The following is a 22,140-nucleotide window of genomic DNA, read 5'->3' as shown; positions in this document are numbered from 1 at the left end:
AATGACTAAATATATTCTCAGAAGAATTTTTTATTTATTCTTGACCCTCTTCATTATTGCGACAATAACTTTCTTCCTGATGAAGATGCTTCCTGGTACACCGTTCTCTAACCAGAACCGTATGTCCGCGGAACAATTGAAGATCGTTAAAGCCCAATATGGATTGGATCAATCAGTATTTGTTCAATATGTTCGTTATCTCGGTGGGTTATTACAAGGAAATCTTGGTACTTCCTTCCAATTCAACAATGAACCCGTTACATTATTAATCGGTCAAAGACTTGCTCCATCAATGCAAATTGGTGCTCAAGCTATGATCGTTGGTACTATCTTCGGTATCCTACTTGGTGCCGTTGCCGCTATTCGTAAAAACACATGGGTTGATACACTTGCAACATTCGTTTCAATTCTTGGTCTATCAATTCCATCTTTCGTTTTAGCCGTTTTACTTCAGTTCTACCTAGCCTACAAGTGGAAGATTTACCCAGTTGCTCTATGGGACAACTTCCAATCAAGTGTCCTTCCAACAATTGCTCTAGCTGCATTGCCATTAGGTACTGTTGCTCGTTTCATGAGAACTGAAATGGTGGACGTTTTGAGTAGTGACTATATCGAATTAGCCAAATCAAAAGGTAACTCTAACTGGAAAGTTGTTACAAAACACGCTCTACGTAATTCATTGATCCCAGTTGTTACTATCATCGGTCCAATGGCAGTTTCTGTTATGACTGGTTCCATGGTTGTTGAGAACATCTTCTCAATTCCTGGTATTGGTGAACAATTCGTTAAATCAATTACTACAAATGACTACCCTACTATCATGGGTCTTACAATCTTCTATTCATTCTTATTAATCATAGTTTACTTGATCGTCGATATCCTTTATGGACTAATCGATCCAAGAATTAGACTAGGAAACGGAGGTAAAGAATAATGGAACAAATTCCTCAAATTCCTAAGGAAAAATTTAAATTAGTTCATGATGATAACAACAAAGAACAAGAAAAGCTTGGTACTCCTTCACTAACTTATATGCAAGATGTTCGCCGTCGTCTGTTCAAAAACAAAGTCGCTGTTGTCTGCTTGACATTGTTATCAATTATCGTTGTAATCTCTGTCTTTGCCCCAATCATCGCGCCACATAATCCTAATGCTCAACAAGTTACTATGTCTAACTTGCCTCCTAAACTAGGTCAATTGAACATCCCAGGATTCAATGGTTATCAAAACATGGGTGGTCACATGGTCGATGCTTATAAGCAAGCTGGTGCTCCTAAAGATTCTTTCTATCTTCTAGGTACTGATTACCTTGGCCGTGATCTTCTTTCAAGAATCATCTACGGTACTAGACTTTCACTAGTCGTTGCCGTTCTTGCTACATTAGTTGACCTTCTAATCGGGGTACCTTATGGTATCGTTTCTGGTTGGAAAGGTGGCAAAACTGATACATTCATGCAACGTATCGTTGAAATTGTTTCATCAATTCCTAACTTGATCGTTGTTATCTTGATGATGATCGTTTTAAAACCAGGTCTAACATCTATCGTTATTGCGATTGCGATTACTGGTTGGGTTACAATGGCGCGTCTGGTGCGTGCTCAGACCTTCCAGTTAAAGGAGCAAGAATATATCTTAGCTGCTAGAACGCTTGGTGAATCATCAACTAAGATTGCTACAAAGCACTTGATTCCTAACCTATCCTCAACAATTATTATTCAAACAATGTTTACAATTCCGAATGCCATTTTCTTTGAAGCTTTCCTAAGTTTCATTGGTATTGGTATTCCTGCACCAAATGCATCATTAGGTACACTTTTATCAGATGGTCAAAAAGCCTTCAGATTCTTACCTTATCAAATGTGGGCTCCAGCTATTATCTTGAGTATTATCATGATTGCCACTAACCTTCTTGGTGATGGTCTACGTGATGCCTTTGACCCACAATCATCTGATCATTAACTAAGGAGAAATCGAAATGGAAAAAATTCTAGAAGTAAAAGATTTACATGTAGACTTTGATACCTATAACGGTACTGTCCATGCCATTCGTGGTGTTAACTTCCATTTAAATGCCGGTGAAACCTTAGCTATTGTTGGTGAATCTGGTTCTGGTAAGTCCGTTACAGTTCGTGCCGTTCTACAATTGTTGGCTTCTAACGCCAAAATCTCTAAAGGAGAAGTCCTCTATCATGGGGACGACCTTCTTCAAAGAAGCGATAAGGAAATGGATAAGATTCGTGGAAATAAAATTTCCATGATTTTCCAAGACCCTATGACTTCACTTGATCCTACTATGACAATCGGTAAACAAGTTGCGGAACCACTCTTGATTCACAACAACGTTTCCAAAAAAGATGCCCTCCAACGTGCTGAAGAAGTACTTCGTTTGGTTGGTATCCCTAACCCTAAAGCTAGAATGAATGATTACCCTCACCAATTCTCTGGTGGTCAACGTCAACGTATCGTTATCGCGATTGCTATCGTTGATTATCCTGAAATTCTAATTGCCGATGAACCTACGACTGCCCTTGATGTTACTGTTCAAGCTCAAATCATCGATCTATTAAAAGAGTTGCAACAAAAGATTGGTACTTCAATCATTTTCATTACCCACGATTTAGGTGTCGTTGCTGGTATTGCTGACCGTGTGGCTGTTATGTATGCCGGACGCTTCGTTGAATACGGAACTGTTAATGAAGTATTCTACAATCCTCAACACCCTTATACTTGGGGCTTGCTTGATTCCATGCCTACACTAGACACTAGTGAAACGGATCGTTTAAACTCTATCCCTGGTACTCCACCAAACCTCTTGAATCCCCCAAAGGGCGATGCGTTCGCTCCACGTAACAAATATGCTTTGGAAATTGATGAAGAAGAGCAACCACCATTCTTCAAAGTTTCTAAAACTCACTACGCAGCCACTTGGTTGCTACATCCAGATGCACCAAAGGTTACCCCACCTGCAGGCATCTTAAAACGTTTTGAAAAATTCCAAAAGTTAGGAGGCAATGCTAAATAATGGCAGATGAAAAACAAGTAATCGTATCCGTAAAACATCTAAAACAATATTTCAACATTGGCAAGCCTAACGAAGTTAAAGCTGTTGATGACGTTTCATTCGATATTTATAAAGGTGAAACTTTTGGCCTCGTTGGTGAATCTGGTTCTGGTAAGAGTACTACTGGACGTAGTATTATCAGACTTTACAACCCAACTGATGGACACATTTTCTTCAATGGCCAAGACATCAGTACTATCAAGGCCCACGGACCTAAGATGAAGGAATTCCGTCGTGAAATGCAGATGATCTTCCAAGATCCTTATGCTTCATTAAACCCAAGAATGAAAGTTAAGGATATCATCGCTGAAGGTCTTGATGTCCACGGCTTAGTTAAAAATGACGAGGAACGTGACCAAAGAGTCCGTGAATTGCTCGACATGGTTAACTTAAACCCTGAACACATGACTCGTTACCCATACGAATTCTCTGGTGGTCAACGTCAACGTATCGGTATTGCCCGTGCTTTGGCCGTTGATCCTCAATTTATCATCGCCGATGAACCTATTTCAGCCCTTGATGTTTCTATCCAAGCCCAAGTTGTTAACTTGATGCAAGATATCCAAAAGAAGCAAGGACTAACTTATCTCTTCATCGCCCATGATCTTTCCATGGTTAAGTACATCAGTGACAGAATCGCTGTTATGTATCGTGGTAAAATCGTTGAATTAGCTGAATCCAACGAAATTTATAACAATCCATTACATCCTTACACACAAAGCCTTTTGTCAGCTATCCCCGTTCCTGATCCAGAAGTGGAAAAGAAACGTACTAGAATCGACTTTGACCACAAGAGTCCTTTCAAAGATGATCAAAGACTTCAAGAAGTATTACCTGGCCACTTCTTATATTGCAGTAACGAAGAGGCTAAGAAATATCAAAAATAGACCAGAAAATGAGTGCAGCATTTCCTAGTCTATTCGGCAAAATCCAAATCCAATACCAAACAAATATTATTTTACACAAAGAAAGGAGCTAGCCTTTAAGCTAGCTCCTTTTGTATTTGCGTTTGTCATAAGCAATTTCTTCTTTCTTTTTAAATTCTATATATTTAAGGGGGGAGGATAAATATATTGAAAAATATCATGTTTTAAGTTTTTAATTATCTAGTTTAAATGTTTCTTATATAGTCATCGAGTCACCTCTTGTTTCTTGACTATGCTTATATAATAACGGCCAAATATGAAGTAATAATTGGGTTTTTGAGAAATAAATCGTAAGTAATTGTGAAGAAAAATCGACATTTAGTATTGTAGAAAGCCTTGATTAGTGTAGGCATTCCGTCCTCCATAGCGAAGAGAATTTGGCTGGAACGATGTGGACACGACTTGGAGCCTTTGCTAAGCCCAGAACCGGGCAAAGTCTTCAAGCTCGGTCTTATTCTAAGCAACAAGTTGCTAAGAATAATCTCACATCTGAGCCAATTTTCTTCGCTATTCCGGACTAGATAGCACTTTTATTTTTAATTACTGAAATATAGAAAAAAATGCTATCTGATTGGTAATGATAGCATTTTAAGACTAACCTAATTTGAAAAAGCAAAAAACTCGCCATTTCGACGAGTTTTCTTTTTTGTGATATTTGCGGGGAACAAATATCAAATTGTTTTTTAGGAAATTAACTTTTTATATCTTTAGGGGGGAGATATTTGAAAAAGTTTTTTATCTATGTGTTTATAAGGGGATTAAACTTTTTAAAAATAGAGTATTTATATAGGGGTTTATTTCTATTCATGTGTAAAGTGAGTTATCTAAGAAAATAATATCTTACGAGCGGTTTCCAATTTCATCCGGTCACTTCTTTCAAGTAAATTCTTTATTAGGGGGGAATTCATAATTTATATTTTTAATAATCTTATAACTAAGAACAAATTGCTTTGTTGCTTTGTTATTTGACTATGCTTATATAATAGCGGGGATTTATGAAGTAATGATTGCTAAACTACGAATTAATTTATAACAATTTATGAAGAAATTATGACGCTATCTCAAGACTAATTACCTGAATTAGCATTTAAGCTGTTTTATACTTAAATTAAAATAATAATAAAGTGAGGGATTTTTATGAAATTAACGAAAGATCAAAAGGTCGATTTGAAAGCAGCCATTGTTGCGGGGACAGCTGCCGGTATCGTTTCTGGATTTGTCAAACTAGGATGGGAAAATGTCTTGCCACCTCGTACTCCTGAACGTGATGCCGTCAACCCTCCTCAAACCTTAATGGAACAATTCGGTATTCCTAAGAAAATCACTCGTGGAACTTACACTTATTCTGAACAAAAAATGCCTTGGGCAAGTTTTTTGATGCACTTTGGTTTCTCCACTTCATTTGCCATTATTTATGAAGTCTTGTCAGAATATAAACCATTCATTAGAAAAGGATCCGGCGCAATTTTTGGCTTGGCTATCTGGGTGGCCTTCCATATTGGTATTATGCCTATGATGAAGACTGTTCCTAGTCCTAAAGACCAACCTACTGAAGAACACTTATCGGAAGCTCTCGGTCACATTGCTTGGATGTGGACCAACGATATCGTCGGCCGTGAACTATATCGTCGCTTAACTAAGTAGGTTACTTTTGAATAAATGGAAAACCTCATTAACTGAACGGATCAGTTATGGCTTAAGTGATGCAGCGGATAATCTTGTCTTTCAAATGATGACCACCTATCTATTATTCTTCTATACTGACGTTTTCGGATTGACCGCCAATGAGGTGGCCATTCTATTTGTCGTAGCTAGAACTGCTGACGTCTTTGAAAGTTTAATAATTGGTGTGATGATCGATAATACCCATTCTAGATGGGGCAAAAGTCGTCCCTTCTTTTTGTGGTACTCATTTCCATATGTAGTATTCGCTGTTTTGACTTTTGTTACGCCTAATTTCCTTCCACACTCTGGGAAACTTATTTGGGCATACGTTACTTATTTAGGTTTAGGATTTTTCTATACAGCCGTTAATTTGCCAATTACTTCAATCTTGCCAACAATGACTAACAATGAGCAAGAAACAACTCTTCTAGGTGTTATTAGACAATTTTGTGGTAGTTCCGTTCAAATTATCGTGGCTGTCTTTACGATTCCTTTAGTCAATCTATTTGGCCAAGGAGACCAGGAGAAAGGATTCTTAGGCACAATTATTCTCTTTGGTTTCATCTCATTAGTTTTGATTTTAAATACCTTCTTTCATGTCAGGGAACGTTACACTAACAAAGAAATCAGTCATCAACCAATTTCAGAAGTTTGGAAAATGCTCAAGCAGAATAAACCTTGGATTGTTATTTCTATCGTTATCTTCCTATATTGGTTGACGACTTCAATTAAAAATCAAACGACGATTTACTACTTCAAATACGTCATTCATGATGAAAATCTAGTTTCTTTCGCCAATAGTTTTACCTTCACTGCCTTAATCGGTGTCGTCGCAATTTACTTTGTTTCGGCCAAATTAGGTAAAAAGAACACGATGCTACTGGGAATCATCACTGCTTTTGTCGGTCAATTGATTATTACTTTTGCCGCTTATACAACCAACTTACCAGTTCTATTTATTGGTATTTTCATTAACTGTATCGGTGGTGGTTTCATAATTGGACTAGTTTCAATTATGATTGCTGATACGATTCGTTACGGAACGGCTATGGGCATTCAAGCTGAAGGCGTGCTCGCTTCAACGGATGACTTTGGAGTTAATCTAGGACTCGGCCTTGGTGGTTTGATCACTGCTGAATCATTGCAGATTTCTGGTTATGTTTCAAACAAAGCTCAGACTGCTGCCACAATTTCCGCTATCAATTTAAATTACGCTTTAATCCCCTTAATTTTATATGTCATCATGTTTTTAATTTTATTGGGATACAATGAAAAGAAAATTATTCAAGCAATTAAATAAAGAAGGCAAATATGCAACAAGAATCTCTTTTTGCCAGTTCAAATAAAGATGACAACAATACTCCTCTAGCAAATCGGGTCAGACCGACGACATTAGAGGAGTTTGTTGGTCAAAAACATTTGATTGGCGACAAAAAAATCTTACGAGAAATTATCGATCAAGATAAAATCCCTTCATTAATATTTTGGGGCCCTCCCGGGGTTGGTAAAACTACCCTTGCCGAAATCATCGCTAAAAAAACTAAAGCTAATTTCATCACTTTTAGTGCCGTTACTAGTGGAATCAACGATATCAAAAAGGTCATGAAAGAAGCCGAACTCAATCGAGAAATGGGACAAAAAACTATTGTCTTCATTGATGAAATTCATCGTTTCAACAAAGCTCAACAGGATGCTTTTTTACCTTTCGTCGAAAAAGGCAGTATCACTTTGATAGGTGCCACAACAGAAAATCCTTCGTTTGAAATCAATTCAGCCCTATTATCTCGTTGCAAAGTTTTCGTTTTAAAATCATTAACACAAGATGATTTAGTCGAATTACTGAATAACACGTTGAATAATCCTAAAGCCTTCAAAAAAGAAATTGATATTCAAGACGATACCTTACAATTAATTGCCGCTTATGCTAACGGTGACGCTCGAGTGGCCTTGAATACTTTAGAAATGGCTGTTATCAATTCTCAAACTAAAGATGATAAAATTACCGTCAATATCGATGATATCCGTCAATTGCTCAATACTAAATCACTGCGCTATGACAAAAATGGTGAGGAACACTACAATATTATTTCAGCTTTGCACAAATCTATGCGCAATAGTGACACCGATTCAGCGATTTATTGGGCTACTAGAATGTTAGAAGGCGGTGAAGATCCACTTTATATCGCCAGACGTTTAGTTCGATTTGCATCTGAAGATATTGGTTTGGCCGACACGAATGCTTTAAATGTCGCCATCAATACTTTTCAAGCTTGCCAGTTCTTAGGAATGCCTGAATGTAACGTTCATTTGATTGAGTGCGTAATCTATTTGTCAGTCGCTCCGAAATCAAATGCCACTTACAAAGCTCTTCTAAAAGCTCAAAAAGATGTTAAGAAATATGGTAACCTGCCAGTTCCTTTACAAATCCGAAACGCTCCCACTAAGTTAATGAAAAAACTTGGTTACGGTAAAGACTACAAATTAGCCCATGATTATCAAGATAAATTAACAACCATGCAAACTGTTCCTGATGAAGTTTTGGGGCATCAATATTACGCTCCAACTGAACAAGGACGCGAAAAACTCTTTAAACAGCGAATCGATTACATTAAAAATTGGCATGAAGAACACAACAAATAAACCGAAAAGACTATCGAAGCCTCTTCGGTTTATTTTTATATATCTTTTTTTACGTGCTTTACACCATCATCAGTTGCTAACAGTGCATCTGTCACAATATCTTTAAAATAAGAAGTTCCCATCACACCGACCATTGATCCCAATTCAGCGTCAATTTCATCGATGTAAGACCAATCATCAAAATGACAATCTAGTAATCCGTTACCATTTTTCGTTCGAACCATCCCGGCGATATCGCTAGATTGACGAATTTCTGCAGTACCACCAAGTTTTTCAACCGCAGCGATAACTTGTGGCATGGCCAAATCTAAAACTTCCAAAGTTAATTGAATATCTGGATTTAAAACTTTAGTAAAACGAGTTTCTGGAGCCAAAATAATGTAGCGTTTGGATAAGTTAGCGTAAAGTTTTTCAAAAACGTGAATCCCACCATTACTCTTCAGAGCGTTCAAATGATGATCTAAACTATCACATCCATCAAAAGCTAAATCAAAAGTAGCCACTTCTTCTAATGAAGTCACCGGTAATTCCAATTCCTTACATAATTCTCTAGTAGCTTCAGAAGGACTAGCAATCTTAATATCTAATTGACTATCCTTAACTGCTCGAAGCAAGCGACCAACTGTCCGTCCGCCCCCAAAACTAACGGTCATCTTTGGTTCAATCATTTTTAAAGCTGATTCAATTAACTTTTCCATGACAATCTCCTTATTTTTTAATTCAGTTATATTTTACCAATTAGACGAAAAAAAAGCCTGCCAATAGGCAAGCTAATGTGATATTCATAAATGTGATAAATATCGCTTCTTTCTTTTAGAGTTACGGGGAATAACTCTGTAATTGACTTCATATCTATTAGGGGGGAGATATTTGAAGTTTATTTTTAGGGGATTAAATTTTTTTAAATATATGTTTTAAGGGTTTGTTTTTCTATTCATTGTTTTCAATAATTATCTTTTTAAAAGGGTTATCTCTATTCGGGAAGTTATCTAACCATCCGGTCACCTCTTTGCTTTTTGACTATGGTTAAATAATAACTTACAAATACGAATAAAATTGTAATAAAATGTGAAGAATTTTTGAAATAGAGGGCGGAGAGAGACGTCTAGATGTTGAGCATTTGCCTAGCTATGGGAATTATCCACGGTACCTGGGCTTGTGGATGATTTTCATAGCGTAGCAAAGCACAGACATCTGTATCTCGTAGCCCATTTAAATGAGAGAGCGGAACAAGCCTAGGAATCTCTGAGCATTTTCCTAACTTCATAATTTTCTCCATCAAAAAAGGACCATCCAAACGGATGATCCAATGCGAATGATTTAAATTTTGAATTTATATTATAGAACCTTAACAGCGAATGAAGGCATGAAGTAGCTTGAGATTGTTGAAATCTTAACTGATTCGCCTGGTTGTGGTGCAGCGATGTATTGGTTGTTACCTAAGTAGATAGCTACGTGGTAAGTTGAACCTTTGCTACCCCAGAACAATAGATCTCCGGCTGATGCTTGAGAAACAGCTTCTTGTGTACCAGCAGATTCTTGAGCTACTGTGTATGAACCAATGCTCTTACCAGTTGCTTGTTGATATACGTATGATGTGAAACCTGAGCAGTCAAATCCTGCAGGTGTCTTACCACCCCATACATAAGGTGTACCTAAGTATTGTTTTGCAGTACTGATAACACTGTCAGCAGTTGAAGCTGAAGTTGTGTCTGAGTTTGATGCAGCTTGTGTAGTAGCTGTTTGTGTAGTTACATCACTACCCTTAACCCATTCGTCTGTAGCAACAAGATACCACATGTTACCTTGGTCATCTTTAGCAGCTTCACCAACACGCCATGCACTATTTGAAGCTAAAGCACGACCAGCAGTCTTAGCTGATGATGATGGTGATGTGTAAAGCATTGCCATGTTCTTTGTTGTTACAACTGAAGGAACATTTTCTGTAACGATTTGTGTTGCGGCTTTAGTTGTAGTAGCGTTTGATAGACCTAAACCTGTAACTGCCAATGCAGCAGCTGCTGTAAATGAAACTAGACTTTTTTTAACGTTTGTATTCAAAATTGAAATCCCCCGTAGTAATTTGCTTTTTAATTTTTTAAATTTTTATTAATTATTAATTTCTTATCACTCAACGATGACTATAATACTCTATGAATATTGCAGAATTGTTACAGCAATTGAATAAGAATGTTACACTTTGTTATTCACAAAATAGAAAGCGCTAATCACTGATATATCAATGATTAGCGCTTTCTTGTGAAATTATTTTTTATTAATTTTTTCGTTTTTTAGTATTTTGTTGACGTTTTCTTTGGTTTTTTCGATGTTTTTGTTAATAATCTTATAGCATTTGCCTGATAATTCGTCAGGAATTTGCAGATCTCGTTGGAATTCATCACTATTAATTCGGGCTTTAAGACGATGAGTTTCATCGCCACGGTTCTCCAGACGTTTTGTCACAGTTTCCAAATCGACCTCTAAGAAAATCACGACTGCATTTTTACCGTACTTCTTTTTATATGAAATAGCACCTTGAGTATCGACAACGATGCTTGCTGTATCATATTTCTCCCAAGTTTTTTTAAGGCTTTCTTCTGAAGAACCATACCAATTGCCACTATATTCGACTTTTTCTAGGTAATGGTTCTTTAAAAAGCTTTCTTTTGTCTCAAAATAGTAGTCAATCCCGCTTTTTTCGCCTGCACGTGGTAATCTAGTAGTGTGAGTAATAACACTTGGTATATGATAAGTATCTTGCAGATATTTACTAATGGTAGTCTTGCCGGTTCCGCTGGCACCGGTTATAACAATAATCTTTTTATCCATCTTGGACTCCTATAATTTGAAATATTTCTTCTACTATATTATTATACTAATCTGTTAATTAATTAATCCGAGGAGACTTTACATATGAAAATTGAAGACCTAAAAGTTGGTAATGTTTACGATTGCTCCGTTGATGAAGATATGGATTATCCATTCCAAGGTAAAGTTGAAAAGATTTATGAACATTCAGCTTTGATGGAAATTGTCAAAAATGATCCTAAAGATAACTCCAACAAAATGGAATTGAACAATAAGATCGTTGTCAGCATCAAAAAGATCAAAAAAGCTAAATAATTAATACCTTAGGCAGTGTTCCTTTATCGGAATACTGCTTTTTTAGTCACCTTCATTTAAGTCAAAGTCATCATAAGTATCATAATAATCGTCATCTCGGTCGTCTGCAAAATCATACGTCTTGGATTCTATCTTATTATTTGGCCTTTGATAATATTCACTAGTTGGTTCTTCAATCCCCATCTTTTTTAAAGCTTGTTGTTTAGGATCCTTTTCCAAATAATACAATTGGTTCGTTGCATCATCCTTCAAACAAGTAGTCGATTTTTTAGAAAAAGTAACGTAATATTCAGTCGAGGCGTCATTAAGATTCAAAGTTTTTAACACGTATTTACCATTCTTAATCAAAACCTCCGTATGAAAATACCGCGGAAATTGCAATGAACCGTCACTCTGAACTATTGCTTCATAAGAATTACGAACTCCAGTATTGAAACTAATATAATCCCGAAAATCCAAACTATTAACGTAGTATTTATTATCTAAATCTTTCGGGGACAAGCGCAACCCATCTGGTAAAGAACCTAAATGATATAGTTTCTTATCCAAAGATTTCAGCGCTACTTGATAATCATCCCTACTTTCAAATAATTCTAAATCTTGATTATCCAATAAACGAATCTTTCGAAACAGATTTCCATTGTATAGTACATAAGTGTTCTTTTTCAAACGACGATACGAAACGTCAGATAATTCTTCAGTTTCCTGATCACTAGTTAAGTCATTGAGTAATATTTCATCTGATTTAATTATCAATTCTGACAATTGATCACTTTCATCCGAAGCATCACTAGTCGAATACTGATAAAAAGTATTCTGAAGCTGTCCTGGAATTCCTTTGGTAAAATCTAAAGTCTTCTCAACACTCTTTTTAGTAACATTAGCCTTCCTTTGAGGGTGATGTTTCACTTGAGAACATCCCCCAACAAAAAATACTACAAGGATTACTACTAAGCCCCACTCTTTTTTCATTCAAAATCCCCTCGTATCAAGATAAACATTAGTCTATCATGAGGTACGAGAATTTTTACCATAAATAACCGTTTATATCAAAATCGAATAAAAACCCCACTAGAACAAAAATCTAGTGGGATTTCTTAATTATTTTTCAACTTCAATAAATGATCTAGCTGGAACTCTCAAAACACGATATTCCATAGCGTAGCGGTTAGCTTTCAAACCTAAACCATTGATGAAATTATTCTTATATTTAGCTTGTACAGTAATTACATAAGCATATTGATATTTAGAATCTAGTTTTCTAATCTTCTTCATTGGCCAGTCTAAATGGATGCCAGAAACCGTAAATGGCAAGGTAGCATCTGAAATAGTTGAATCACGACTAGAAACAGTATAAGTCGAGTTGTTCAACCAATATTGATACACATCAGTACTGGAGTTAGATTGTTTCTTATCGATTTTTACATAGTATCCTTGACCGTCTTCAGTCGTTTGTACGATCATCGGATCATACTTGTACGAGACTGATACAGCTTCTTTATCAGTCAAATCAACTCTCGTAAATAAGCTCGTATACAAGAGTCCACTGACCATTAAAATTATTACTACAATTTCTAGCAGATCTGTCAAAATCGTCTTCCAAGTAATTTTTCCCTTTTTAACAACTAAAATATTTAAATGACGATTTCTAATATTGAATACAACAAAAATTAAGAGCGCAATTACAATGATCCACGCTATAATTCCTACAAAATTCCAAGAATTCATAGTCTTCTCCCAACTAAAATTAATTGTCTTAAACACTTCATAACTTTATAATAGTCATTACGCTAATTTTACCACGAATCGAAAAAATAATTGAAATAGAGATGCAAAACGATACAAATTCTGTGGGCATACTAGTTTGCGCGTTTTTTGTAATGACAGTATAACCACGCTATATCGTGTATATATCCGTTACAACGAGCACAATATATTGTGTTTATATTTTTTAATGATTATACTAAATGAGAATATGAGAGGAAGTAATACTATGAACAACGTAATCGTCTATAGCAAAAACAATTGCATGCAATGTCGCATGACTAAAAGATATCTAAAGGAACATAATGTACCTTTTGAAGAAAGAAATATCAATCAAAATCCACAATATCTTGATGCTCTAAAACAACAAGGTTTCCAAAGTGTTCCTGTCGTTATGAATGAAGCAATGGACCCAATCGTCGGTTTCCGTCCAGACAGCTTAAAGGAATTAGTTGGATAAAGTGAACTTAGCCTACTACTCTATCACTGGCCAAACTAAGCGTTTTGTTGACAAGTTGGGAATAGATGGATATGAAATAACCGATGCCGATCCGTTTTATCAAATGGGTCGGTCATTTATTCTCATCGTGCCTTCTTATGATGACGACATGATGGACCCAGTGATCGATTTTCTTCAATATGAAGATAATGCTAAAAATTGCGTCGGTGTAGCTGGTGGGGGAAACCGCAACTTCAACACCCTCTATAACCACACAGCTAAAGACATCGCTGCCGCTTTGAATGTTCCTGTCGTCTTCGAGTTCGAATTCAATGGAACAACTAAAGATGTCGAAAATTTTAAGAAAGTAGTGAATGAAATTGGGATTAAATAACCTCGATGCAACTAAACTCAGTTATTTCAAATTGAATAACGAAATCAACATCCCCGTTGATGGTAAGATTCCTTTGAACAAGGATAAAGAAGCTGTTCAAGCCTTCTTTAAAGAAAATGTTCAACCTAATACGAAAAAATTTGATACTTTCAAAGACCACATCGATTTCCTAATTGATGGTGACTACATCGAAAAGCCCGTCATTGATAAGTATCCTTTATCATTTATCGAAGACTTATACCACGACTTACTAGACCAACATTTCCAATTCCAATCATTTATGGCAGCATACAAGTTTTACAACCAATATGCTCTCAAAACAAATGACGGCGACCTCTATTTGGAAAATTACGAAATGAGGATTCTTTTTAATGCCCTTTTGTATGCTAATGGTAACCAAGATTTAGCTAAAGCCTTAGCCACAGAAATGATTGCTCAACGTTATCAACCCGCAACACCTTCATTTTTGAATGCTGGTAGAAAACGTCGTGGTGAATACGTTTCTTGTTTCCTATTACAAGTAACTGACGACATGAACAGTATCGGTCGAACAATCAATAGTGCCTTGCAACTATCACGTATCGGTGGTGGTGTCGGAATTACTCTATCTAACTTACGTGAATCCGGTTCACCTATTAAAGGTGTTGAAAACTCATCATCTGGTGTTTTACCAGTTATGAAATTACTCGAAGATAGTTTCAGTTACAGTAATCAACTAGGCCAAAGACAAGGTGCCGGAGCCGTCTATTTGAACGTCTTCCACCCTGACATTATCGATTTCTTATCTGCTAAAAAAGAAAATGCCGATGAAAAAGTCCGTGTTAAAACTTTATCCCTCGGTGTGATCGTACCTGATAAGTATTATGAATTAGTCCGTAACAACGCTGACATGTATTTATTTAGCCCTTATTCAGTTGAAAAAGTCTACGGTGTACCTTTCTCATATGTTGACATCACCAAAGAATACGACAATTTGGTCAACGACGACCGTATCAAGAAGTACAAGATTCCTGCTCGTGAACTAGAGGATGAAATCAGTAAACTTCAACAAGAATCTGGTTATCCTTACGTCTTGAATATCGATACTGTCAACCGCGCCAACCCTATCGACGGTAAAGTTATCATGAGTAACCTTTGTACCGAAATTCAACAAGTTCAGGTACCTTCTGAATTAAATGATGCTCAAGAATATTTGAAATTGGGTACCGATGTCAGCTGTAACCTCGGTTCAACTAACATTTTAAATATGATGGAAAGTCCCGACTTTGGTAAGTCAATCCGTTCCATGACTCGAGCACTTACTTTTGTCAGTGACGCTTCAAATATCACTGCTGTACCTCCAGTTGAAAATGGAAATAAACTCAGTCACGCTATCGGTTTAGGTGCCATGGGCTTGCATACTTTCTTAGCTTGCCATCACCTCGAATACGGTTCTCCAGAAGCAATTGAATTCATCAATGTCTATTTCATGTTGCTCAATTACTGGACTTTAGTCGAAAGTAACAACATTGCTAAAGAACGTCACGAAACCTTTGCTAACTTTGAAAAATCTAAATACGCTGATGGTTCATATTTCGACAAGTATTTAGCTAACAGTTATGCTCCAAAATTAGATACAGTTAAGGATCTCTTCAAAAATATCTTTATTCCATCAACAGCCGATTGGGCTGCTTTGAAGGACAAAGTTGCTAAAGATGGTCTTTACAACGCTTATCGTATGGCCGTTGCCCCAACTGGTTCTATTTCTTACATCAACAATACTAGTGCCAGTTTGCAACCAGTAACTCGTTTAGTCGAAGAACGCCAAGAAAAGAAAAATGGTAAGTTATACTTCCCTGCTCCTTTCTTGAGTAACGACACGATCAAGTATTACAAGTCAGCTTACGATACTGATATGCGTGAAGTTATCGATACTTACGCTTCAGCTCAAGAACACATTGATCAAGGAATGAGTTTGACTTTATTCATGCGTTCAGAAATTCCTGCTGGCCTATATGACTGGAAAGGTGCCACGGAAACTAAGCAAACAACTCGTGATCTAAGTATTTTGCGTAACTATGCTTATTACAAGGGCATCAAATCACTTTATTATGTCAGAACTTTCACTGAAAACAATGACGAAATCGGCAGTAACGAATGCGAAAGCTGCTCAATCTAGGAGGAAATTTTTAATGGTTGATACATATTACAAGTCAATGAACTGGAATAAGCTTGAAGACCAAATCGACAAGGAAACTTGGGAAAAGTTAACTTCACAATTTTGGCTCGATACGAGAATTCCTCTTTCCAATGATTTAGACGACTGGCGCACTTTAAGTCCTGCGGAACAAACAGTTGTCGGTCACGTCTTTGGTGGTTTGACTTTACTAGATACTTTACAATCTCAAGACGGTATTCAAGCCATGTTAAAAGATGTTAGAACTCAAGCGGAAACGGCTGTCTTCAACAACATCGAATTCATGGAATCCGTTCATGCTAAGAGTTATTCTTCTATCTTCAGTACTTTGAACAGCGCCGAAGAAATTGAGGAAATCTTCGATTGGACCGACCATAATGAATATTTGCAAAAGAAAGCTAAGTTCATCAATGACATCTATCAAAATGGTGATCCACTTCAAAAGAAAGTTGCTAGTGTTTTCCTAGAAAGTTTCCTATTCTACTCAGGTTTCTACACGCCTTTGTACTACCTTGGGAACAACAAGCTGGCCAACGTTGCTGAAATCATCAAGTTGATCATTCGTGATGAATCAGTCCACGGAACCTACATCGGTTATAAATTCCAACTTGGTTTCAATGAATTGAGCGACGATAAAAAAGCCGAAATGAAAGACTGGATGTACGATTTGCTTTATACGCTTTACGATAATGAAGAAAAATATACTCGTGATCTCTATAAAGAAGTTGGCTGGGTCGATGAAGTAATGGTTTTCTTGCGTTATAACGCCAATAAAGCTCTAATGAACCTTGGTCAAGAACCTCTCTTTCCTGATGGAAACGCTGAAGACGTCAATCCTATCGTTATGAACGGTATCTCAACTGGAACTAGTAACCACGACTTCTTCTCACAAGTTGGTAATGGCTACTTAATGGGTAAAGTTGAAGCTATGAAAGATTCCGATTACGATATTGGAAGAACTGGCGATAATAAAACACCTAATGGCAGTTCTCTTTTTGACAAAGTTAAAAAATTGAAATAAAAAATAACGTCACTCCTGCAATCACAGGAATGACGTTATTTTTTTACTTGGTAATATTCTTAAACATTTTTTTGGATAGAGTTTCTAAAGTATTCCACTCTTCATCAGTGAAACCACTCTTCTCTATCATAATCTTAGGAAGATCATTAACAGATTCACGTTTTTGAACTCCAGCATCTGTCAAATGAACATTAACTACTCGTTCATCAGATTTACTACGTTCACGAATTACTAAGTCTTCTTTTTCCAAACGTTTCAAAAGTGGCGTTAAAGTCCCTGAATCCAAAGACAATAATGCCCCTAATTTCTTAACTGTTAGTTCTTTATATTCATACAGAGCCACTAAGACTAAATACTGCGGATAAGTTAGTCCATTTTCACTCAACCCATCATGATACAATTTCTGAATTGCACGTGATGTTGCATATAAAGAGAAACACAAGTGATCATTCAGAGGGATTGGCCGACTTAAATTTATATCAGGCATAACCACGCCTCCTTGTCATTAATTTATAGTCCATATTTTATTCCTTTATAAAGAAATTGTAAATAATTTGATTTGGTACAATTAAATTGCTCTCCAAAAAGTCATTTTATCAAAATATTAGTAAATAATTATTTTATTTCACAATATAATTGATATATTTTTATGCTCTTATTTAATATATTTTATATCATAATATAATGGTTATTTTATGCTAAAACAGCAACTATAATTCACAAACCTGTTACAATTTTTATGAATAATGACGAAATGTCTTTGATGTGAGGATTTTATTATGAATAAGCATAAAATTAAATCAAATCCACTATACATTTTTTTATTTATTATTTTTGAGGGATTATTTATGATTTCTACTCTGAATCAAGTTGTTTTTGCGGCTACCGACGTTAATCCTACCAATAGTGTCATCGATGCTGGTAACGAGCAAAATTACAAGGATGCTTTAGCAAAGACCCCCAAAGGTTTGCATTGGAGCGATAAAGACTTCATTAAAGCAAACTTTGAGGATAATTCGGCCGAAATCGTCAATTCGACTAATCCTGCTACTTTAAACACTAGCGTTATTAAAATGACTAATACTAATTATCAAGTTGGAGGTATTTGGAGTAATTTATCCGAAGACAACTTCTTCAATATTAACGAAAATCAAACTGCTTCTATGTGGCTTTATTTTGGTTCGTACAAAAATTCCAACTATCCTGACAGTCTCTTCCCTGGTGACGGAATGGCTTTCGTCATGCACAATGATCCACGAGGAACAAATGCTCATTCAATCGGAAAAGATAAAGATGGTACAATCGAGCCCGGTAATGGTGAAACTTTAGGAGTTTGGGGAACAGATTGGGACTGGAATGAAACTAATCCTGCTAATATTGCTAAAAATGCTGTTCAAAACAGTTTAGCGATTGAATTTGATACCTTCGTCAACAAATTAACAACTTATAAAGATGTTTCTGGCGAGGGTGTTTCCTTTGATGCCCAAGGAATTAATGGCCAACACATTGCTATCGGTTATCCTGGGAATCCATCTGATGGAACTTTCCCAATAAATACCTACTTCCACAATTCCATAAAAAAGCCTGCTGGCGATACTAGTGGTGGACCCGCAACTAAAAATTATTTTACTATGTTACATTTGGCTGCGACTGATGGTCTAAATTTGGTCGATAACAACTGGCATCATTTAACGATTCAATGGACTAAACCCGCCGCCAACAGTAATCTTGGAACTATTACTTACAAATACGATGACAAAAATACCGATGGAACACCAACCAACTCAGCTAAAATTGCTTCGACTGTTATCGATACTAACCAATTCAAAAGCACTGATGGCAAGCTATATTGGGGCTTTACAGGATCAACGGGTAAATATACTGAGAACAACTTACTAGTCTTCGAATCTTTGCCATCTTTCGTTGACGCTCAAGCTACCGCCGATATTCACAATGATACTGAGAACACTGAAGTAAAAGACGGTGGCCATGTTAATGCTAATGATGACATTACTTACAACTACAATTTGAAATATATTGGTTGGACAAGAGAATGGACCAATATTAAAACTAGAATGCAAATCCCTGAAAATATGACCTTTACTAGTGGTGAAATCACCTACGCTAATGGTGAAAAAGAAACCATCCCTAGCAGTGTATTCTCTGATACTACCGACCCTAATCACTTAAATTATCAATTACTCCAAACTTTAAATAAGGATAATCGTACTGCAACAGTTTCTCTTCACGGCAAAGCTGCCAAAACTACAACCAACACTTTGACTGTGCCATCTGCCCACGCCCATTTCGATGGAGATAATTTAATCACTGATACTGATGCTCCTTCATTTGTTATCGATCCTAAATCAATTACGCTTGAAAGTTCTACTCCATACATTATCAGAATCAAAAAAGGTGAGGATGCTCAAATCAAAGCCCACGTTAATTACTTAGGAACTAATGCTACTCCTGATTTAACTAAGTTAACCGTTTATCAAAAAATTGGTGATCAAGATTACACCGCTCAAAAAGGTATTGTCGACTCAGCTGGAGATTTCACTTTAAACATTCCTAATTCGCAATTAAATGACTCCTCTACGCCAGTTTCATTTTATGTCAAAGATGATTCTGGGAATCTTGGTCAAACCAACACTTTGGAACGGACAATTCAATTCGGTGGGACAGTTTACTTTGGAGAAGTTTCTAGTAATGTCAAATTTAAAAACATCAACTTTGGTAACAAAAATAAATTGGTACCAAGAATTGATGATTGGAATGTTCATGTAATCGATAGTCGTGAAAAAGGCGCCAGTTGGACTGTTCAAGCTAAAGCTTCACAACTAACCAATCTAACTACTGACAAACCTTTTGACGGCAGCCTAGTTTTCAGACCAACTCCCGATAGTCAGCCACAAACTTTAAGCAATGCAACAAACATCGCTCAATATACTAAACCGGATGATCAAATAGAAACCAACAATATAACGCTATCTTGGACTGATCAAAGTGGTATTCTTCTAGCTTTAAATAATAATGCTAGTCCTGCTGGACAGTATAACGGCGTTATATATTGGACTTTGCTAGATTCTCTCGCCAATAAATAAAAATAAGTTATGTGATTTTTATAGTTCTTTCTTAAATTAAGTTACTGTTAAATGTCATCGTTCGTTCTGCTTTTCAGTTCAAAAAAAATAAACCTCAGAGATTTTTCTCCAAGGTTTATTTTTTTAACTCCGATATCCCAAAAACATAGCGAACATCAGAATAACTAAAACGATTGTTGTAATAATAACGTATAAATTGTCATGTTCTTTATAAAAGGCATAAATTGAAACGACGACCCGCAAAACTGGTGTCAAAATCAATAGGAAAACACCCAACATAATAACAGCATATGATTTACCTGCCATGATACCGGCAAAAATATCTGAAAATCTTCTTGGGAAATCAACCATGGCTTTACCATTTTGCATAACAGTCGGATAACCGGAACCATTCATAAAGTATAAGCCCATGCCAATCAAAATAACGATGGCCGAAACAATAACACCGATTCGCAAAATTTTACCAATAACTACTTCAACTTTTCGAGTCTCTTCATGTGTATCCATTAGATGTTCACCCCGAATCCTTTAAGAGCCATTTGCACTCCCATATAGAGAATAATTGGAATAAAGATCATTCTGATTACTCTTGGTTTCAAAACTTGCATCAATCTAGCACCAATAGTAGCACCAACTAAAACACCAATTGCTAAAGGTGCAGCAATATCTGGGCGAATCGAACCATTAAAGAAGTACACTGTAGCACTGGCGGCAGCAGTTACACCCATCATCAAATTACTAGTGGCACTTGATGGTTTCAAAGGCATCTTCATAATTGTATCCATGGCAATAACTTTAAAAGCACCACTACCAATACCTAATAATCCACTAGCTAAACCGGCAGCCCACATCATGATGAAACCACCGGGAACATTTTTCATTGAATAGTCGACTTGTTTTTGCTCTGACTTATCATAATAAGTACTTGCTAACTTAAATTTATCGACGATTGGATCATGACCAGTGAAAACTTGTTCACCTTTCTTATCGAACAATTTTCGAATCATATTGTAAGTTGAATACAATAAGAAAAATCCAAATAAAACATACAAGAAATTACTTGAAAATACTCCTACCAACAGAGCACCCATAATCGCCCCGACGGTAGTAGCAATTTCCAAAAACATCGCAACACGCAAATTAAGCATGTCATCTTTCAAATAAGCAATAGTCGAGCCAGAACTTGTCGCAATAACTGAAATGATACTAGCACCGATGGCATATTTGATATCCAGACCCATCATAATAGTCAAAACCGGCGTGATGATCATTCCACCACCAATACCCAAAATTGCACCAAGAACTCCAGCTCCCACTCCCATTACTAAGAGTAGCAACATTGAATTCATTATTTTTCCTCTTTTTCTTCTTCCTTGTTATTAAAATTCTCTACGGAAGTTTCATAGTTACCTTTCATTATATCCATTGCGTATTTAATTTCAGCATTTTCAGGCAAGTTTTCTGAAATTAAATCAATATGAAATTTTGAGGCATTTAAATAATCACAAGCAGTCGAAAGATAAATCTTAGTGTCAACTTCAGCATCATCATCGAAGAAATGAGTGACTTTCTTAGCATCATCGAATGGCAAATTGATAACGCCTGTTTCTAGATAAAAATTAATTTCAAATTCAGCATCAGCCACATGAATCAAAACTTGTGAAAGTTTATTATCCGCAGCATCTTTTTCCAATTGTTCTTTAGCTTTATTCAAAGACCAAAGATCTTCTTGTAATAAATCATCCTTACTAATTTCTAAACTAGTTTGGTTAAATTTTCCTTCTTGAACATTTTCGATAAAATCAGTAATTTTTATTTTCATTTTCT

23 protein-coding genes are annotated in these 22,140 nt (G+C 36.3%); 14 read left to right on the top strand and 9 right to left on the bottom strand.

Features of this window, described 5'->3' with window-relative positions; translation table 11 throughout:
• The first annotated feature begins 1 nt into the window (after window position 1).
• The 8 genes from opp3b to G6534_RS10920 all read left to right on the top strand — a co-directional run bounded on the left by opp3b (window position 2) and on the right by G6534_RS10920 (window position 8,292).
• The gene (opp3b, locus tag G6534_RS10955; RefSeq protein ID WP_010019019.1) at window positions 2-934 is read left to right on the top strand and encodes an oligopeptide ABC transporter permease; all 933 of its coding nucleotides are present in this window, start codon (window positions 2-4) and stop codon (window positions 932-934) included.
• The gene (locus G6534_RS10950) at window positions 934-1,959 is read left to right on the top strand and encodes an ABC transporter permease (RefSeq protein ID WP_182082847.1); all 1,026 of its coding nucleotides are present in this window, start codon (window positions 934-936) and stop codon (window positions 1,957-1,959) included. The genes opp3b and G6534_RS10950 overlap by 1 nt, the downstream gene beginning before the upstream one ends.
• Window positions 1,960-1,975: 16 nt before the next feature.
• On the top strand, window positions 1,976-3,022 hold the full coding sequence (locus G6534_RS10945; RefSeq protein ID WP_059074804.1) for an ABC transporter ATP-binding protein: 1,047 nt from the start codon (window positions 1,976-1,978) through the stop codon (window positions 3,020-3,022).
• A complete protein-coding gene (locus G6534_RS10940; protein WP_182082846.1) occupies window positions 3,022-3,948 on the top strand; it encodes an ABC transporter ATP-binding protein in 927 nt (308 codons plus the stop codon). Before G6534_RS10945 ends, G6534_RS10940 begins: the two co-directional genes overlap by 1 nt.
• A gap of 416 nt (window positions 3,949-4,364) precedes the next feature.
• Complete coding sequence (locus G6534_RS10935) at window positions 4,365-4,508, top strand: hypothetical protein (RefSeq protein WP_161936662.1); 144 nt, start codon at window positions 4,365-4,367, stop codon at window positions 4,506-4,508.
• A gap of 616 nt (window positions 4,509-5,124) precedes the next feature.
• Window positions 5,125-5,631, top strand: a complete 507-nt coding sequence (locus G6534_RS10930; RefSeq protein ID WP_059074806.1) for a YagU family protein — start codon at window positions 5,125-5,127, stop codon at window positions 5,629-5,631.
• 7 nt (window positions 5,632-5,638) lie between these two features.
• The gene (locus tag G6534_RS10925) at window positions 5,639-6,952 is read left to right on the top strand and encodes a glycoside-pentoside-hexuronide (GPH):cation symporter (protein ID WP_182082845.1); all 1,314 of its coding nucleotides are present in this window, start codon (window positions 5,639-5,641) and stop codon (window positions 6,950-6,952) included.
• An 11-nt stretch (window positions 6,953-6,963) separates the two neighbouring features.
• Complete coding sequence (locus G6534_RS10920; protein ID WP_182082844.1) at window positions 6,964-8,292, top strand: replication-associated recombination protein A; 1,329 nt, start codon at window positions 6,964-6,966, stop codon at window positions 8,290-8,292.
• Between the two features lie 35 nt (window positions 8,293-8,327).
• Here G6534_RS10920 and rpiA read toward each other — a convergent pair whose 3' ends face one another.
• The 3 genes from rpiA to G6534_RS10905 form a co-directional block, all read right to left on the bottom strand.
• Window positions 8,328-8,990 (bottom strand): ribose 5-phosphate isomerase A, encoded by a 663-nt coding sequence (rpiA, locus tag G6534_RS10915; protein ID WP_182082843.1) that lies wholly within the window; start codon window positions 8,988-8,990, stop codon window positions 8,328-8,330.
• A gap of 640 nt (window positions 8,991-9,630) precedes the next feature.
• A complete protein-coding gene (locus tag G6534_RS10910) occupies window positions 9,631-10,353 on the bottom strand; it encodes a C40 family peptidase (protein WP_059074810.1) in 723 nt (240 codons plus the stop codon).
• 204 nt (window positions 10,354-10,557) lie between these two features.
• The gene (locus G6534_RS10905) at window positions 10,558-11,121 is read right to left on the bottom strand and encodes a guanylate kinase (protein WP_182082842.1); all 564 of its coding nucleotides are present in this window, start codon (window positions 11,119-11,121) and stop codon (window positions 10,558-10,560) included.
• Between the two features lie 84 nt (window positions 11,122-11,205).
• Here G6534_RS10905 and G6534_RS10900 point away from each other — a divergent pair, with 84 nt between their 5' ends.
• Complete coding sequence (locus G6534_RS10900) at window positions 11,206-11,415, top strand: hypothetical protein (RefSeq protein ID WP_010019054.1); 210 nt, start codon at window positions 11,206-11,208, stop codon at window positions 11,413-11,415.
• A gap of 42 nt (window positions 11,416-11,457) precedes the next feature.
• On the opposite strand, the gene G6534_RS10895 is transcribed toward G6534_RS10900, so the two are convergent.
• Complete coding sequence (locus tag G6534_RS10895) at window positions 11,458-12,387, bottom strand: hypothetical protein (RefSeq protein ID WP_182082841.1); 930 nt, start codon at window positions 12,385-12,387, stop codon at window positions 11,458-11,460.
• Window positions 12,388-12,516: 129 nt separating this feature from the next.
• Window positions 12,517-13,143, bottom strand: a complete 627-nt coding sequence (locus G6534_RS10890) for an LVIS_2131 family protein (RefSeq protein ID WP_059074813.1) — start codon at window positions 13,141-13,143, stop codon at window positions 12,517-12,519.
• 265 nt (window positions 13,144-13,408) lie between these two features.
• Here G6534_RS10890 and nrdH point away from each other — a divergent pair, with 265 nt between their 5' ends.
• From nrdH to nrdF, 4 genes are read left to right on the top strand one after another with little or no spacing between them, the layout of a single operon-like run.
• The gene (gene nrdH, locus G6534_RS10885; protein ID WP_182082840.1) at window positions 13,409-13,639 is read left to right on the top strand and encodes a glutaredoxin-like protein NrdH; all 231 of its coding nucleotides are present in this window, start codon (window positions 13,409-13,411) and stop codon (window positions 13,637-13,639) included.
• A 1-nt stretch (window position 13,640) separates the two neighbouring features.
• A complete protein-coding gene (nrdI, locus tag G6534_RS10880; RefSeq protein ID WP_182082839.1) occupies window positions 13,641-14,012 on the top strand; it encodes a class Ib ribonucleoside-diphosphate reductase assembly flavoprotein NrdI in 372 nt (123 codons plus the stop codon).
• On the top strand, window positions 13,993-16,170 hold the full coding sequence (nrdE, locus tag G6534_RS10875) for a class 1b ribonucleoside-diphosphate reductase subunit alpha (RefSeq protein WP_182082838.1): 2,178 nt from the start codon (window positions 13,993-13,995) through the stop codon (window positions 16,168-16,170). Before nrdI ends, nrdE begins: the two co-directional genes overlap by 20 nt.
• Before the next feature lie 13 nt (window positions 16,171-16,183).
• Window positions 16,184-17,209 (top strand): class 1b ribonucleoside-diphosphate reductase subunit beta, encoded by a 1,026-nt coding sequence (nrdF, locus tag G6534_RS10870; protein WP_057811954.1) that lies wholly within the window; start codon window positions 16,184-16,186, stop codon window positions 17,207-17,209.
• Between the two features lie 43 nt (window positions 17,210-17,252).
• Here the strand turns inward: nrdF and G6534_RS10865 are convergent, their stop codons facing one another.
• Window positions 17,253-17,696 (bottom strand): MarR family winged helix-turn-helix transcriptional regulator, encoded by a 444-nt coding sequence (locus tag G6534_RS10865; protein WP_059074815.1) that lies wholly within the window; start codon window positions 17,694-17,696, stop codon window positions 17,253-17,255.
• A gap of 292 nt (window positions 17,697-17,988) precedes the next feature.
• Here G6534_RS10865 and G6534_RS10860 point away from each other — a divergent pair, with 292 nt between their 5' ends.
• A complete protein-coding gene (locus G6534_RS10860) occupies window positions 17,989-20,313 on the top strand; it encodes an L-type lectin family protein (RefSeq protein WP_182082837.1) in 2,325 nt (774 codons plus the stop codon).
• A 123-nt stretch (window positions 20,314-20,436) separates the two neighbouring features.
• On the opposite strand, the gene G6534_RS10855 is transcribed toward G6534_RS10860, so the two are convergent.
• From G6534_RS10855 to G6534_RS10845, 3 genes are read right to left on the bottom strand one after another with little or no spacing between them, the layout of a single operon-like run.
• Window positions 20,437-20,820: a DUF1634 domain-containing protein gene (locus G6534_RS10855; protein WP_182082836.1), complete on the bottom strand. Its 384-nt coding sequence runs from the start codon at window positions 20,818-20,820 to the stop codon at window positions 20,437-20,439.
• A complete protein-coding gene (locus G6534_RS10850) occupies window positions 20,820-21,662 on the bottom strand; it encodes a sulfite exporter TauE/SafE family protein (protein WP_369833246.1) in 843 nt (280 codons plus the stop codon). The genes G6534_RS10855 and G6534_RS10850 overlap by 1 nt, the downstream gene beginning before the upstream one ends.
• Complete coding sequence (locus G6534_RS10845; protein WP_182082835.1) at window positions 21,662-22,135, bottom strand: hypothetical protein; 474 nt, start codon at window positions 22,133-22,135, stop codon at window positions 21,662-21,664. Before G6534_RS10845 ends, G6534_RS10850 begins: the two co-directional genes overlap by 1 nt.
• Window positions 22,136-22,140 lie beyond the last annotated feature (5 nt).

Source organism: Companilactobacillus pabuli (genome assembly GCF_014058425.1).
Taxonomy (GTDB): Bacteria; Bacillota; Bacilli; order Lactobacillales; family Lactobacillaceae; genus Companilactobacillus; species Companilactobacillus pabuli.
The sequence above is the reverse complement of the archived record's forward strand: the minus strand, read 5'-3'. Positions and strand labels throughout refer to the sequence as shown.